The following is a 15,610-nucleotide window of genomic DNA, read 5'->3' on the forward strand; positions in this document are numbered from 1 at the left end:
TGTAAAGTGATTACTGTAAAAGATGTTTCAATTCATTACGGAAAACGTTGTGTTGTTGAAGATGTGTCGTTTCAAGTAGAGCGAGGAGAAATCTTCGGAATTATTGGCCCAAATGGTAGCGGTAAAACAACCCTCCTAAAAGCAATAAGTGGTGGAATCCCTGTTTCCTCGGGAGCAATTGAAGTGAATCATAAGCAAATTCAGCAATACCGATCAAAAGAACTAGCTAAAAAAGTAGCTGTTCTCCCTCAAGACACAGAAACGGCATTTACTTATCATGTTTGGGATGTTGTGGCTCTAGGACGTTATCCGTATCAGAAAGGCTTGCTTCAACACCTTACTAGCGAAGACGATAAGATTATTACTGAGGTGTTAAAGCAAACCGCTACATATGAATTTCGAGACCACCCACTCGACAAACTTAGTGGAGGAGAACGACAGCGAGTCTTGTTGGCAAGATCGCTTGCACAGGAGCCAGATATATTACTTCTTGATGAACCAACAAATCATCTCGATATCTCCCATCAAATGAATCTTCTAAACTCGTTAAAACAATGGTCAAGAACTAGAGAATTAACGGTTGTGGCGGTTCTTCACGATTTAAATATGGCGAGCCTCTTTTGTGACCGTGTGCTCTTGTTAAATGAAGGCAAGATGGTTGATTTAAACGAACCCAATCAAGTAATGCAAGAGGAACGTCTAGCAGAAGTGTATCATGCAGCCTTACACCGCAATGAGCACCCATCTGTACCGAGCCCGTTAATTACTTTTATTCCTAAAAAACTCGAAGTAGAAAATCCATCATTAATGAGTCAACTGGTGATTGAGCACTCAGGTAAATGGATTAAGGTAATGAGTCCAGCGAGGTGGAAAACACTTTCTTCAGCGGTATTAGGGGCGGGAACAGGCTGGCATCACATATTTATTAATCGACATGTTGGTAAAGATTACGATTGTGATGACGCGGAAGCTGAATTTGAACAATACTTAGATCAGCATGGTATTGATGGGTCAGACGTTTTAGGAATGATGACAGCAGCGATGCTAGAGGATGCTGTTCTTTTACATAGTGATAAGGATATTCCAATATTGGTGATGATAAGTGCAGGCGTTTCAAACGCTGTCGACGCCTCAAGGGCGCATGAGCACAGTAGTATTGCGGAAGTGGGCACGATTAATATCTGGGTATTCATTGAAGGGACCTTAACAGAAGCAGCTTATGTTCAAGCGATGATGACAGTTACGGAAGCGAAGGTGAAAGCGTTAATCGATGAAGACATCAAAGACCCGGTAACGAATACACTTGCAACAGGAACATCAACCGATAGTATCTTAATAGCCGCTTCACAAACAGAGAAGTCATATGCGTACGCCGGTACAATCACTGAGCTTGGCAAGGATATCGCTTCTCTCGTCTATAACGGCACACGTCAGACACTGAGTCGAAACAAGCAACGAAAGGAACAACAGAAATGATTTATCATTTAATCGCACTTACGATGGGTGTTGTTATTGACCGGATAATGGGAGATCCAAAATGGCTACCTCATCCCGTGATTGGTATGGGGAAACTTATTGCTACACTTGATCAATCATTAAACCGTGGTCGTAAAAAAAGAAACGGTTTTGTTCTCCTCATTGTTGTATCAACGGTAGTTCTTGTTCTTGCCATTGCTGTCACATTGATTGCTTATCGTATTCATTTGTATATTGGAATTTTCATAGAAGCTTTTCTCATTTCAACGACAATCGCACAAAAGGGATTGAAATTGGCTGCAACACAAGTCGCTAAGCCATTAGAGCAAGGTGAAATTGAAAAAGCAAGAACATATTTATCCTATATTGTCGGACGTGACACAGCAAGACTTGATGAAGCAGCATGTACGCGAGGAACGGTTGAAACCGTTGCGGAAAATACAAGTGATGGTGTAACAGCTCCGTTATTTTTTGCGCTACTTGGCGGAGCGCCATTTGCACTTGTTTACCGAGCAGTTAACACTTGTGATTCGATGGTCGGGTATAAAAGTGAAAAGTATGAGCAATTTGGTTTTGCTAGTGCGAAATTTGATGATATCCTAAATTGGATTCCAAGCAGGATTACGGGTTCAATCATGATTATTATGAACAAACCTAGTTTACAGCGAACTAGACGTGACTGTTGGAGGATTATGAAGCGTGACGCTCCGAAGCATCCTAGTCCCAATAGTGGTTGGGGTGAGGCGGCAGTGGCCGCGTTACTTGGGATTCAACTTGGCGGAATTAATACATATAAGGGTACTGTTTCAGACCGAGCTCGAATGGGAGATGCCCTTGTCTCTTTAGGGGCCGAACATATTTACAAAACAAATGCCATTATGGGGCGAACAGTAATAGGATTTATGTTTTTCCTATGGTTAATAGGAGGTGTGTTCATTGTCTTTACCTAATCATGGTGCCAATCCCATTTATATGACAAAAGCATTGGGGGTTTCTCATCCGGACAACCTCATTGATTTTAGTGTTAATACAAATCCATATGGTCCCCCTCCTTCTTTAGCAGCCTATTTAAATCGTGATTTACGTCCACCTATTATTTCTTATCCGGATCCGCAAGCTATGAAGTTGTCCGTTAAACTTGCCCAACTATTACAAGTTGATTTATCACAATTGATTATTGGAAATGGAGCAGCTGAGCTTATTTTTTTGCTTGCAAATCATTTTCAGAACCAACGAATTTCAATTATTGAACCTGCTTTTTCTGAGTATCGCGATGCATGTGAGGCCTATGGTTGCAAAATACAATCCATTATTCTTTCTTCACCATGGGAATTGTCGGTAGCGAATGTTGAAGAATCCTTCTCTAGTACGGATGTTCTTTTTCTTTGTACGCCAAACAATCCAACTGGGGTAATATATAAACGAAAAGAAGTGTTAAAGATTATTAAGAAAGCAAATGAGTTAGGAATAACGGTTGTCATTGACGAAGCATTCTATGATTTCTCAAAGGAAAAAGACTCGTATATAAACCTTATTGTTAAGTACGATAATCTGATTATTCTTCGTTCCCTAACTAAAATGTATTCAATCGCTGGGCTAAGACTAGGTTATCTCGCGACAAATTCAACGCTCGTTCATAAGTTAAAGAAAAAAGTACCGCCATGGAATGTAAATGGTTTGGCACAAGAAGTAGGTCAGTTGCTTTTAGAAGATCAAATGTTTGTAAAAACAACCGTCTCTTCCATTAAAAGCGAAAGAGAGCGAGTAATTGATGCGGTTTCTGAACTAGGATTTTTTGTTTCAAATTCAAGTGTTAACTTCTTTCTCTTGTATGAGCCTAGCATGAAAAACTTAGATGATTTATTAAAATTCTTAGTAACAAAAGGGATTATTGCGCGTCATACATATAATTTTCGTGGCTTAGAAGGAAGGTTCCTTCGCTTTGCTATAAAAACAGAAACTGAAAATGATGTTCTCATTAACGCCTTATCGGAGTGGAGAGCAAGATGATGATTTTCATTACCGGTGGAGTTCGTAGCGGGAAAAGTGCTTATGCTGAACAACTGGCCACTTCTTTTCAGCACCAAAATAAAGGACAGCTCTATTACATCGCGACGAGTCATGTTTATGATAAAGAGATGGAGCGGAGAATCCAACTTCATGAGAAACAGCGTCAACAAAGCAATGAGAGCTGGAAATTAATCGAGAAACAAACGAACCTACACGAAATTCAGCTATTTAAAAAAAATGATGTTTTTCTTGTTGATTGTGTGACGAATTTACTAAGCAATGAGCTGTTTGCTGGTTGGGAGCTAGGGCTCTCTAACTGGAAGGAGCACCAGTACCAAGAAGATATTCTCGAAAAGCTTCAACAGTTAGTTTTAACTTTTAAAAAATCTTCAGCGGAAACCATTCTAGTTTCAAATGAATTGGCTTATGAGAGCCTGAGTCAGAATAAAGGCACATTTACCTATATAAGATTACTTGGTTTGTTGCATCAATACATTGTTCAGCTTGCTGATAAAGCAATCGTTGTTGAATCTGGTCTGCCAATCTATATGAAAGGTGAGGAGATTATATGAAGGGAATCATGATCCAAGGAACCTCCTCTGATGTCGGGAAAAGTGTAATTTGTACTGCGCTTTGCCGAATTTTTGCGCGACGAAACCTCCGAGTAGCTCCATTTAAATCACAAAATATGTCCAATAATTCTTATGTAACGAATGATGGAAGTGAAATCGGTAGAGCCCAGGGTGTTCAAGCGGAGGCGGCTAACGCAGATGCTTCAGTTTTCATGAATCCCATTCTACTCAAACCTCGAAGCGATCGAGATTCAGAAATCGTCCGTTTCGGAAAAGTCTATCAAACCCTTTCTGGGAGAGCGTATCGTGACCAATTCTATGAAACTGGATTGGAAACGATTCAAATTGCATTAAAAAAGCTTAAAGAGAGCTATGATTATCTTGTAATAGAAGGAGCAGGTAGCCCTGTTGAAATGAACTTAAATGACCGTGAGCTTGTTAATATGAAGGTAGCTGAAATTGCAGATGTTCCTGTAGTATTAGTGACTGATATTGATCGTGGGGGAGTATTTGCAAGTATAGCAGGTACCCTTCAGCTTTTATCTGAACAGGAGCGAAGTCGCGTTCTCGGGGTGATTATCAATAAGTTTCGTGGGGATCCGACTTTGTTTGAAAATGGGCGTACATGGATTGAGGAGAATTTACATATTCCTGTTCTGGCTGTATTGCCTCATTTGCCAAATCTTTCAATAGAAGGAGAAGACTCGTTATCTATGAAATCTTCTTTCTCTCCGTCAACTTCGGATGAGGTTCTTGATATTGTTGTTATCGACCTTCCTTATATTTCAAACTATACCGACTTAGAACCGTTTAGACATGAAACCGAGGTATCAATCCGTTTTGTACAAGCAGCCGACCAGCTTGGCTTTCCAGATGCAGTTATTATCCCAGGAACGAAGAGTACGTTTCATGATTTGCAAGTAATTAAAGATGCAGGTCTTGCCAAACAAATTTCAACCTATGCAGCTAAGGGTGGTACTGTTATTGGAATATGTGGTGGTTTTCAAATGCTCGGGGATGAGCTTATTGATCAGGCTGGAACCGATACAGGTTCGAAAGGGTCAAGCATGAAAGGTTTAGGTATTGTTCCGTTGCGAACGGTTTTTGAGCACGCAAAAACAACAGTACGTTCGAAAGGGGTCATCATTGCTCTAGATGATTTAATCGAGAAGGAAATAGAAGGGTTTGAAATCCATCTTGGGCAGACAGATAGATGTTCAAGTGAGGTCCGTCCTTTTCTTATGGTAGACGGACGAGAAGAGGGCGTTTGTATTGAAAACGGTCGAATCATTGGCAGTTATTTTCATCACTTGTTTCATAACGATGAGTGGAGGACATGGTGGTTAAATCAGCTTCGAGAAAAAAAGGGATGGAACCGGCTAGAAGTTAAACCCTATATGAAAACAAGAAGTGAAGCATATGACCGTTTAGCAGATGCAGTCGAGCAGGAACTTGATGTCGAGCGTTTATTGTTAAAAGTTGAACAATGGAGGACTAGGACGTGTTAGCAATAAAGGACGGAATTCTTTTGGCTTTTCAATTACTTACGACAATTCCGATTCGCAAACAATTACCGTGGGACGACAGGCGTGCGAAATGGTCTGTAGCAGCCTATCCCCTAACAGGGCTTGTACTTGGTATTCTGTTAGCATCCTTTTCATACAGTCTTTTGACATTTACATCGCTTTCAATTCTTATTGTTACTAGTTCGGTAGTAACGTTCTCAATTATTTTCTCGGGCGGTTTACACCTTGATGGCTGGGCTGATTTCAATGATGCTATCTTTTCTAGACGAGATGTAAATAAAAAGCTTGAGATTATGAAAGACTCGCGAATCGGAGCGTTTGGCGTGCTATCATTGCTGCTGTTACTTGGGTGGCGGTTTATCCTAATTTTCGAAATGATTCACATACTTGAAGAGGAAATTATCTTTTTCTTTTTAATTATCCCGTTTTTCACTCGAATGATTATGGGTGCACAAATACTATTAGCTGAGTTTGCAAGAAACAACGGCATGGCCCAAGCTTTGCAACCAGCAAAAGTTGCAGTGATTAAGTGGATATATGGGCTTTGGTTTTTAATTGGGATGACGGCTATAGTAGTTGTTGGTTTACCTTATCTATCGTTGTTTGTTGGGGCTCTTCTTTTTTTAATTGTTTGGATTAGGTTTTGCTCTAAACAAATTGGAGGGATTACAGGAGACACGATCGGTGCAGGTACAGAGGGGAGTGAGACATGGTTATGGTTGATACTATTTCTGTTACACTCATTCGTCATGGTCTGACGAGGTTTAATGAGGAATCCCGTTATATTGGCTCAACGGATCTTCCACTGTCAAAAAAAGGAGTTGAGCAAACGAACCGGTTAGCTTTACTACTAAATACGTCCCCGGATTTGCTTGTGACGAGCGATTTAATGAGATGCCAACAAACTATGTCATTATTGTATCCGAATCTTCCTTTTCAGAAAAGTAAACAGCTTAGGGAATATGATTTTGGTTTATGGGAAGGCAAAACATATGAGCAATTAAAATCAGATAAAACCTATCAGAGCTGGCTTTTGAATCCTTTAACGACGTCTCCCCCCCAAGGCGAAACCTTGTCTGTGTTTCAACAAAGAGTTGAAGAGGGATTCCATTTGGTTATAAAGAAAGCTATTGACCAACGAAAAGAACATGTTGCTGTTATTACACATGGGGGCGTTATCCGTCACTGGCTATCAGTGTATGCACCGGTTAAGAGGACTTTTTTTGAGTGGGATGCTTCAATCGGTAATATTTTCACATTAAAAGCTAAGCACCAAGATTTAGGGAGGGGAGAACGATTCACTTCATTACAGGAGGAGCGTTTCACGGAAAAAATCAATGGGTAAGAGATTTCGTTAGCATAGAAGCTACATGGTACAATGGCTATGAAAAAAGAGATATTGCACCTAATGTCAAAGAGAATGAGACCGTGATCATTTTTGGTATAGAGACGCTTATTTTTTCCTTCATTTCAAAAGCCAATCCGCGGGAAGCTTTCAATTTTTGGCTTCAAGCCTGGTTGAAGTGGGAAAATGAACAAAGAGAAAGACAGCTAGTATTAATTGGATCAGATATTGGAAAAGGTATTGTACCAATGGAGAAAGATACTAGAAATTGGCGCGATTTAGTCGGTTGGTGTTTCCAAGATGTCACTAGACATGCATCGCGCGTCGATGTTATCTGGTATGGATTGAATCAGCAATTAAAATAAAAGGAGGATGTTCACATGAGATTGTATACGAGAACAGGTGATGAAGGCCAAACGAGTGTTATCGGAGGGCGTTTGCCCAAGGATGATATTAGAGTGACTGCCTACGGGACAACGGATGAGGTGAATTCCTTCATTGGACAAGCGATCACGCAACTAGAGGAAGAAAGGTTTCCAGATATTATAGCTGAATTATTTAAAATCCAACATGAGCTTTTTGATTGTGGCAGTGACTTAGCGAAGTTAAAAGTAACAGAAGAGCGGGGGTACAAAACGACACAGGAAATGATTGACTTCTTAGAAGGGCGAATTGATGTCTATATTAAGGAAGCACCTGAGCTAGAACGGTTCATTCTGCCTGGAGGATCACCTGCAGCTGCGACTTTACACGTGTGTAGAACAACGACAAGAAGAGCTGAACGTTATGTCTCAAGACTTCATCGTGAAAGTGACATACATAACCCAATCGTCCTAAAGTATATTAATCGTTTATCCGATTACTTTTTTGCGATAGCACGTGTCGTTAACGCAAGATTAACTGTTAAAGATGTAGAGTACGAGAGAAGTGCAATTGTTTTTAGGGAAGGAAAACGCAAAGAAAAGTAAATAAGCTGTGGAAGTACTTCTAACATAAGAAGTACTTTTTTTTTGAATAAATCATTTCTGATAACCCTAACACATATACTAAAAATTGGAAGTTGAAATGAGGGGGAGCAGCATGAAAACAAGTGGGGTCATACTGTTATTAGGATTATTAACGGGTTGTGCACAATTTCAAGGAAAGGAGGTTGTTCAGGCCTATAGTCATGGAGAAGTGTATAGTGAAAGTAATTTAGTGAAGTCAGCAGTCTTATGGGAAATCGATTTGCTAGATAAACGTGACGGTTCAGCACGTACTATTAGTCTAAATGATTTTGGGTTCTTTCCTGGTAAACCACTTGAGCAAGAAGCACTTGAACTTTTAGCAGGTCAATTGGCTGCAGAGGTTGACAGACCAATGCTGAATCCCTCGATAAATACTCAAGGCGAGATTACTCCAGGACATGAGAGGATTATTTTATCGGAGTCGGAATTGGTTGAAGAACTAATGAAATTGCCACCAGGAGCTAAAGAAATTACGCTCCCTATTTATGTCACGGCACCGACGGTAACAGAAGAACAATTAATTGGTATCGATAGTCATATACTTGCAGAATTTCGAACATATTATAATTCAGGAGTTCAAGGACGTTCTAAGAATATTGAATTATCTGCAGCGGCGATTCAAGATATTGTCCTCGGACCAGGTGATGATTTTTCTTTTAATCGTACTGTAGGTGAGCGCACACGGGAGCGTGGCTATCAGGAAGCAAAGGAAATCGTCAATAAAGAATTTATCATGGGAATCGGTGGTGGAATCTGTCAAACCTCGTCAACGCTATTTAATGCCATTGATGCAGCCGGTCTTGAGGTAATCGAACGCTTCACACATTCAAGAGAAATTGGCTATGTTCAGAGTGGTCGGGATGCAACAGTGTCATGGGGAGGACCAGATTTTCGCTTTCGAAATCCTTTGCCGCATCCAGTCATCATACGTACTCAGGTTTCACATCAACGTGGTGAATTAACAGTAACTGTATTAACTCATTCACTGTAAGTATATTATCCGAAGAAGCAATGTTTTCTAGAATAAGTAGGCAACATTGCTTCTTTGTAGACAAAATCATCATAAATATCTTAAGCCAAACTAATAAAAATAGAATGCATAATCTAGGTCAAGCCTCCATAAGATAGCATGAGGTTATGAAAAATATGGGAGTAATACGTAAGAAACTTTAAATGCGTAGGAGGTAGCCATGATTGATTATATAAAAAGATTTTGTATTGCGTTTGCGCTTGCAGGGTTTATTGGAATATTGTTTATTGGAACAGCAACATCTTTTGCTGCAGAGACCGAGGTACCAGATGAGTTAATGGAATCGCTCATCTGGCCTACGGTCGGTGAAATTACTGACACGTTTGGAACAAGGGAAGGCCAGCACTTTGGTATAGATATTGCAGCATCTGAAGGAACACCGGTAGTTAGCATTGCTAATGGGATCATTAGCAAATCGTATTATTCAGATTCATATGGTCATGTTATCTTTGTTGAGCACGATAACGGACTTGAGACAGTCTATGCTCATTTACATAATCGTAAGGTAGAAGAAGGACAAGTGGTTGGTGAAGGTGAATTGATAGGGACTGTAGGCAATACAGGACGTTCTTCAGGTAATCATCTTCACTTTGAAGTACATAAAGGAAAGTGGAATGTGGCCAAATCAGATTCAATTGATCCTTTTTATGTTCTTTCTACTGAACCTGATGCAATATATGCTGCAGTTGGCGGGGCAATTGAAGAGGAAGTCGATTGGACATATCAGGATGCTGTTTATGCGATGAGTCATCAGTTGAGCGAGCGACCAGAAGGAGAGATTGAAGAAAAGCCGGGTGTAGAAGATATTGATTATGAGAATGTTAAAGTTGAAACTGGGGACAGTTTATGGACAATCAGTCTCGAGCACCTTGTCACAGTAGAAGAATTAAAAGAGTGGAATGATTTAACAGAGGAAACAATTTATCCAGGTGAAGAGTTAGTCGTCTATCCGAATGAGGGACAGGTTCATATTGTTGAAGCTGGTGATACATTGTACTCTATTTCAATGGATCATGAAGTAAGAGTTGAAGATGTGATGAACATAAATCAATTGACAAGTGATGTTATTTTGCCTGGAACTATGCTTAAGTTTAATTAATATTTAGTGTAAATTGTTCAAAAACTTAGCCGAAAGACTAGGTAGCATTATGTCGAATATGATAAGATAGATACAAATGAAATTGTTGGAGTAGCCACTATGCAAAATGAAAAAGTTAAAGTAAGTGCAGCATTATTTCAATGGTTAAATGCCCAAACTGATTTATCTAGCAATCAAGTTGATTTAGTAGATGGTTTTGTATTTATGTTGCAAAAAATTAATAAACATAGGACAATTCGCCTTCTATCAGAACGAAGGCTTCACCCAAGGTTTTGGCGATCTCACAACCGAACATTTGGATATATGGCAACGAAGGATAAAATAGTTGTTAGCAAGCTCTACCAATTTTATATTGATGTTGCCCTAACAGAAGGCTTTTTAATAGCATCAACAAATGGTATGATGATAACAGAACGAGGTTTAGAGTATTTACATAGTAATCGGGAAGAGCAGCTAGATCGCTTGTTTCGATATATTTGGTAGAAAAAAAGATTGACGCTTGTCTAGAAATAAAGTATGCTTAACCAAACATTATATCCTTCAAAGGGGAGTAGCTACTACACCAAAGTCGTCATGACGGGTTTTTAAACCCCGGTTTTGGTGGCAACGTTTACGTTGTTTGCAAGACCTTTGCCATTACGGTAGAGGTTTCTGTCCTTTTTTATACCTCTATCCGTGAGTTAGGATAGAGGTTTTTGATTTGTCGGCATGTTGGTGTCGATATTATTTTTATAAAGGAGAGAAAAAGAATGGATGTAGCACTTTTATTAGAATATGGGTGGGTTCTCCTTGTCTTAATTGGTTTAGAAGGAATTCTTGCTGCTGATAATGCAGTTGTATTGGCAATGATGGTGAAACATTTACCGGAAAAAGAACGTAAAAAGGCCTTGTTTTATGGGTTAGCAGGAGCATTTATTTTTAGATTTGCGTCGTTATTTTTAATCGCTTTTCTAGTTGGGGTATGGCAAATTCAAGCAATAGGTGCGTTATACCTACTATACTTAAGTGTCCACTATTTATTTAAAAAATATGTAAGCAAAAAAGTGGAGGATGGAAACTTAAAAGAAGTTAAAGGAAAGTCAGGCTTTTGGGTAACTGTATTGAAAGTAGAAATAGCTGATATTGCTTTTGCGGTTGATTCTATTTTAGCTGCAGTTGCACTAGCGATGGTTTTACCAGAAACGTCTTTGCCAAAGATTGGTCAGCTTGACGGTGGTCAATTCCTTGTCATCTTTATCGGTGGTTTAACTGGAGTTATTATCATGAGATTTGCTGCAGGGAAGTTTGTATATTTGCTAGAAAAACGACCTGCGCTTGAAACTGGGGCCTATCTCATTGTTGGTTGGGTAGGAGTTAAATTGGCAGTCTATACGTTAGCTCATCCTAGTATTGCCGTGTTAAATGAGCATTTCGCCCACTCTACTGCATGGAAGTTAACATTTTGGTCTGTACTAGTTGGTATTGTTGTCTTAAGCTGGTTTCTTTCCAAACCTGCTTTTGAGACCGAGGAAGAAGCTAAAGAGATAATTAAGCGAAGTCGTGCAAACTAAATAGAAAGGGCCGAGCAATTTTCGCTCGGCCCTTTTCTTTTAAAGAATAAGTAAGAACTTTTTTATTGTTACCAGGGAGTCTTTAGCACTCAATTTTATCTGCAAAATGGATATCATCAATTTGCAGCAGTGCTTTTAGAACAGAAGAATCAACTTCTTTATCAACAGCAAGCATCATAATCGCTTCGCCACCTTCTGCTGCGCGTCCTACTTGCATTGTAGCGATGTTTACATTATGTTCAGCAAGAAGTTGCCCCATACGTCCAATAACACCAGGACGGTCATCGTGTTGAATATAAATGAGGTGTCCTTCTGGAACAAAATCAACATTAAAACCATTTACATTGACGATTCGAGCACCGTATTCTTTAATAAATGTTCCTCTTAGTTCAAATGAACGTTCTTCACCTTTTACGATTGCATGGATAACGTTTGAGTAACCATACGTACGGTCAACATGCTTTTCGCCATAACTAATGCCACGCTCTTTTGCAATTAGCGATGCATTTACATCATTTACCGCTGCATCAACACGAGGTTGAAGGAAACCGGCCATTAAACTTCTTGTCGTGATTGACGTTTCTAATTCGCGAACCGTTCCACCGTATATTACTTCAATCTCTTTAACTGGTGTACGCATTACTTGTGACAAAATATTTCCCATCTTTTTAGAAAGCTCATAAAATCGCTTTACTTTTTCATATACTTCTTTGGATAACGTTGGTAAATTAATGGAATTGCTTGCTGGTTGTCCTTCTAGGAAGTTTAATACTTCTTCAGACACTTGCGCCGCTACATTTAACTGAGCTTCCTTTGTAGAAGCTGCAATATGAGGAGTTCCAATAACATTTTCAAATTCTAATAATTCGCGGTCAGTTGCAGGCTCTTCTTCGAATACATCTAGTGCAGCCCCGCCAACATGTCCATTTGCTAGGTAGTGCTTTAATGCTTGTTCATCAATAATTCCACCACGAGCACAGTTAATTAGGAAAACGCCTTTTTTCGTTTTTGCGATGTTTTGCATTCCCAGTAAACCTTTAGTTTCTTTGGTTAATGGAGTATGAACTGTAATGATATCAGCATTTGCTAACACTTCATCAATTGTTGCCGGTGTAACCCCAATCTTTTCGGCTCTTTCCTTCGTTAAAAATGGGTCAAAAACAAGTAATGGCATTTCAAATGCTTTTGCACGTTGGGCAATCTGTGTTCCGATACGTCCAAATCCGACGATGCCAAGTGTTTTACCACGAAGCTCAGATCCTTGGAACGCTTTCCGTTTCCATTCGCCTGCTTTTACAGAAGCACTTGCTTGTGGAATTTTACGGAGAAGAGAGCAAATCATGGCAAAAGTATGCTCAGCTGTAGAAATTGTATTACCATCTGGTGCGTTCACGACCACAACCCCATGCTTTGTTGCTGCATCTAAATCAATATTATCAACACCAACTCCAGCACGTGCGACAATTTTTAAATTAGGCATCTTTGCTAATAGCTCTTCAGTTACCGTTGTTGCACTACGAACGAGTATGGCATCAAAAGATGAAAGCTCATCATCAGAAACATCAGCTACATATTTTTCTACACAGTCGACTTGGTTACTTTGAAGTAAGGGAAGTAATCCTTCTTTACTCATGGCATCAGATACTAGGATACGGTGCTTTGTTTCCAAATTACTTGAATTCTTTTCAACTACAGCTTGATCATTCATACTCTACACTCCTCCGTAATGATATCGTTTTTTTCACTGTAAAACTTTAAAGTAGCTGCGTCAATGATAAAGAAGAGAAAAATCCTATCTTTATCATTGAAAGCCCTAACACAAAAAAACAGCTGCTCACCGACAATATCGTAAATAAGAATTGAAGGAAACGTCTACAATCCTTTTTTACCACATATATATAGTGGGAGTTAGGAGGGATGTTGGTTTGAAATATGAAGTTAAGCAAGGGGATACCCTTGCAAAGGTAGCTAATTTTTTTGAGGTTCGCCCTTTCGATTTATTATTATTTAATCAGGAACTGACTTCCGAGCGTTCCTACATTCAACCTGGAATGCAGCTGGACATACCAACAATACAAAAAAAACTTCAAAAAAAAGATAACTTTCACCATACTTTAGAGTTTGGGCCAAATGATTTAGAAGAGATCGTTCCTTGTCTTAAGCATTTGGGAGTCCGTGTCGAAATTATAGGATTCTCTGTTATGAAAAAGCCAATTTATGCATTTTCGATAGGAACGGGTAAGAAAGAAGTTTTTTATTCCGGAGGTTGGCATGCAAATGAATGGCATACTTCGAAATTTTTAGCGAAGTTTTTGTATGAGTGTGCTGTGTTTTTTCAAAAAGGACATGCTTGGAATGATTACGAACTGTCTGCGATATTTAAAGAAATTAAGCTTTATGTGGTTCCAATGGTTAATCCAGACGGAGTGGAGTTAGTACAGCAAGGCATTTACAAGAGCCATCCATTTTATGACCTTGTTACGAAGATTAATCAAGGACAAACCCGCTTTGAACATTGGTCTAGCAACATACGCGGAGTGGACTTGAACCACCAGTGGCCAGCTGGGTGGGAGATCGAGGCAAAAGAAAGTCCTCAAAATCCCTGGTCGAGACATTTTAGTGGGCAAGAACCATTGACCGAACCAGAAGCGAAAACGATTTATCGTTTAACAAGAAGACAATCCTTTGCACATGTTCTAGCCTTCCATTCACAAGGACAGGTTATTTACTGGGGCTATCGGGGAATGGAGCCGCCAGAAAGTAAGAGAATGGTGGAGCGTTTATCGTTAAAAAGTTCATATACACCCGTTTTGACTGCTGACAGTGATGGGGGGTTTAAAGATTGGTTTATTCAAGAAACCGGTCGTCCTGGTTTTACGATTGAAGTCGGCGTTGGTACCAATCCTTTACCAAACGAAACCTTTGCTGAAATTTGGGCAAACAATGTACAACTTGCCTTAGAAGGATTAATTTTATGATAATCGTATTGATAATTAAATCGAATGGAGGTACAATTTACCTTGTAGAGCGTGTTCAAATAGTAAATTAAATATTGGGCATGGCTTCGGGTGATGCCCATTACTTAGTGTCTGTTCAGAGGGGAACCCTTTGAACAGACACTTTTAAAAAGAACGAGGTGAAGGCTTTGACGATTCGTCATGTACGACCTAAGAAAATATCTGAGATTGTTGCTGAGCAACTCACTGAAATGATTAAGTCCGGTGAGGTTGAACCAGGAGATCGCCTTTCTACGGTACAGCAACTTGCTGATGAATTTAATGTTGGGCGTTCCGCGATTCGTGAAGCATTAAGTGCATTAAAGGCTGTTGGTTTAGTTGAAATTAGACAAGGCGAAGGAACGTTTGTAAAGAAAATAAATCACGATCTTGCGAGTTTAGTTATTCCATCTGTTGAATTTATGAAGCAGGATGATGTGCGTCAATTATTTGAAATTCGCAAAATTGTTGAGACAGGAGCGGCGTCGCTTGCGGCAATGAATCGAAGCGAAGAAGACTTATTTAAAATTGAAAGCATCCTGCATGAAATGAAGCGAGCGGAAGGCGATGGCGAGTTAGGAGAACGTGCTGACGTTGAATTTCATCTAGCAGTTGTTACCGCAACGCAAAACTCAATGCTCAATAAATTACTTGAAGTTGTTTCTGATACAATGCAAGTCACCATGAGAGAAGCAAGAAAGGTTTTCTTTTACTCGGAGCGAGAGCGTTTAGCCAAATTATACGAAGAGCATTGTCAGATATACGAAGCGATTAAACAAAAGGATGCTCATACTGCCTACGAAAAGATGATGGTGCACATCGTTGGGGTGGAAAAAGCAATGTTTTTAAAATCGGAAACAGAGACTTCCAAATAATGGGGTTTCTTTTTTTTTGTGTGAAATAATTGTTAAAAAATTTACAAAGAGTTAATATTCCCTTTAAAAACTATTGATATAGTGACAGTATTGGAGCTTGTTCAAAAGGTAATAGAATTTAGAA

Annotated in this window: 16 protein-coding genes; 15 read left to right on the plus strand and 1 reads right to left on the minus strand. The window is 39.5% G+C overall.

Annotated features, from left to right (window positions below):
* Window positions 1-6 precede the first annotated feature (6 nt).
* The 13 genes from CEF19_RS16975 (at window position 7) to CEF19_RS17035 (ending at window position 11,615) form a co-directional block, all read left to right on the plus strand.
* Window positions 7-1,476, plus strand: a complete 1,470-nt coding sequence (locus CEF19_RS16975) for a heme ABC transporter ATP-binding protein (RefSeq protein ID WP_100407152.1) — start codon at window positions 7-9, stop codon at window positions 1,474-1,476.
* Complete coding sequence (gene cbiB, locus CEF19_RS16980; protein WP_100407153.1) at window positions 1,473-2,426, plus strand: adenosylcobinamide-phosphate synthase CbiB; 954 nt, start codon at window positions 1,473-1,475, stop codon at window positions 2,424-2,426. The genes CEF19_RS16975 and cbiB overlap by 4 nt, the downstream gene beginning before the upstream one ends.
* A complete protein-coding gene (cobD, locus tag CEF19_RS16985) occupies window positions 2,413-3,486 on the plus strand; it encodes a threonine-phosphate decarboxylase CobD (RefSeq protein ID WP_100407154.1) in 1,074 nt (357 codons plus the stop codon). Before cbiB ends, cobD begins: the two co-directional genes overlap by 14 nt.
* On the plus strand, window positions 3,483-4,058 hold the full coding sequence (locus CEF19_RS16990) for a bifunctional adenosylcobinamide kinase/adenosylcobinamide-phosphate guanylyltransferase (RefSeq protein ID WP_100407155.1): 576 nt from the start codon (window positions 3,483-3,485) through the stop codon (window positions 4,056-4,058). The genes cobD and CEF19_RS16990 overlap by 4 nt, the downstream gene beginning before the upstream one ends.
* Complete coding sequence (locus CEF19_RS16995; RefSeq protein WP_100407156.1) at window positions 4,055-5,566, plus strand: cobyric acid synthase; 1,512 nt, start codon at window positions 4,055-4,057, stop codon at window positions 5,564-5,566. The genes CEF19_RS16990 and CEF19_RS16995 overlap by 4 nt, the downstream gene beginning before the upstream one ends.
* A complete protein-coding gene (locus CEF19_RS17000; RefSeq protein WP_100407157.1) occupies window positions 5,560-6,342 on the plus strand; it encodes an adenosylcobinamide-GDP ribazoletransferase in 783 nt (260 codons plus the stop codon). The genes CEF19_RS16995 and CEF19_RS17000 overlap by 7 nt, the downstream gene beginning before the upstream one ends.
* Window positions 6,294-6,929 carry a histidine phosphatase family protein gene (locus CEF19_RS17005; RefSeq protein ID WP_100408353.1) on the plus strand — a complete coding sequence of 212 codons (636 nt, stop codon included), beginning with the start codon at window positions 6,294-6,296 and terminating at the stop codon, window positions 6,927-6,929. The genes CEF19_RS17000 and CEF19_RS17005 overlap by 49 nt, the downstream gene beginning before the upstream one ends.
* A gap of 14 nt (window positions 6,930-6,943) precedes the next feature.
* Window positions 6,944-7,294 carry a bifunctional adenosylcobinamide kinase/adenosylcobinamide-phosphate guanylyltransferase gene (locus tag CEF19_RS17010; protein WP_227522107.1) on the plus strand — a complete coding sequence of 117 codons (351 nt, stop codon included), beginning with the start codon at window positions 6,944-6,946 and terminating at the stop codon, window positions 7,292-7,294.
* Between the two features lie 15 nt (window positions 7,295-7,309).
* Window positions 7,310-7,897: a cob(I)yrinic acid a,c-diamide adenosyltransferase gene (locus CEF19_RS17015; RefSeq protein ID WP_100407159.1), complete on the plus strand. Its 588-nt coding sequence runs from the start codon at window positions 7,310-7,312 to the stop codon at window positions 7,895-7,897.
* 112 nt (window positions 7,898-8,009) lie between these two features.
* Window positions 8,010-8,927, plus strand: coding sequence for a VanW family protein (locus tag CEF19_RS17020; protein WP_227522017.1), 918 nt, complete (start codon window positions 8,010-8,012; stop codon window positions 8,925-8,927).
* Between the two features lie 199 nt (window positions 8,928-9,126).
* The gene (locus tag CEF19_RS17025) at window positions 9,127-10,065 is read left to right on the plus strand and encodes a M23 family metallopeptidase (RefSeq protein ID WP_100407161.1); all 939 of its coding nucleotides are present in this window, start codon (window positions 9,127-9,129) and stop codon (window positions 10,063-10,065) included.
* Between the two features lie 99 nt (window positions 10,066-10,164).
* On the plus strand, window positions 10,165-10,548 hold the full coding sequence (locus CEF19_RS17030; RefSeq protein WP_100407162.1) for a hypothetical protein: 384 nt from the start codon (window positions 10,165-10,167) through the stop codon (window positions 10,546-10,548).
* Between the two features lie 266 nt (window positions 10,549-10,814).
* Window positions 10,815-11,615, plus strand: a complete 801-nt coding sequence (locus CEF19_RS17035; RefSeq protein ID WP_100407163.1) for a TerC family protein — start codon at window positions 10,815-10,817, stop codon at window positions 11,613-11,615.
* A gap of 82 nt (window positions 11,616-11,697) precedes the next feature.
* Here the strand turns inward: CEF19_RS17035 and serA are convergent, their stop codons facing one another.
* Window positions 11,698-13,323, minus strand: a complete 1,626-nt coding sequence (serA, locus tag CEF19_RS17040; RefSeq protein ID WP_100407164.1) for a phosphoglycerate dehydrogenase — start codon at window positions 13,321-13,323, stop codon at window positions 11,698-11,700.
* Between the two features lie 217 nt (window positions 13,324-13,540).
* Here serA and CEF19_RS17045 point away from each other — a divergent pair, with 217 nt between their 5' ends.
* Together CEF19_RS17045 and CEF19_RS17050 are read left to right on the plus strand one after the other, a co-directional pair.
* The gene (locus tag CEF19_RS17045) at window positions 13,541-14,593 is read left to right on the plus strand and encodes a M14 family metallopeptidase (RefSeq protein ID WP_100407165.1); all 1,053 of its coding nucleotides are present in this window, start codon (window positions 13,541-13,543) and stop codon (window positions 14,591-14,593) included.
* Window positions 14,594-14,760: 167 nt separating this feature from the next.
* Complete coding sequence (locus CEF19_RS17050) at window positions 14,761-15,486, plus strand: FadR/GntR family transcriptional regulator (protein ID WP_100407166.1); 726 nt, start codon at window positions 14,761-14,763, stop codon at window positions 15,484-15,486.
* Window positions 15,487-15,610 lie beyond the last annotated feature (124 nt).

The organism is Bacillus solitudinis, assembly GCF_002797395.1.
GTDB classification, from domain to species: Bacteria; Bacillota; Bacilli; order Bacillales; family Bacillaceae_D; genus Halalkalibacter_A; species Halalkalibacter_A solitudinis.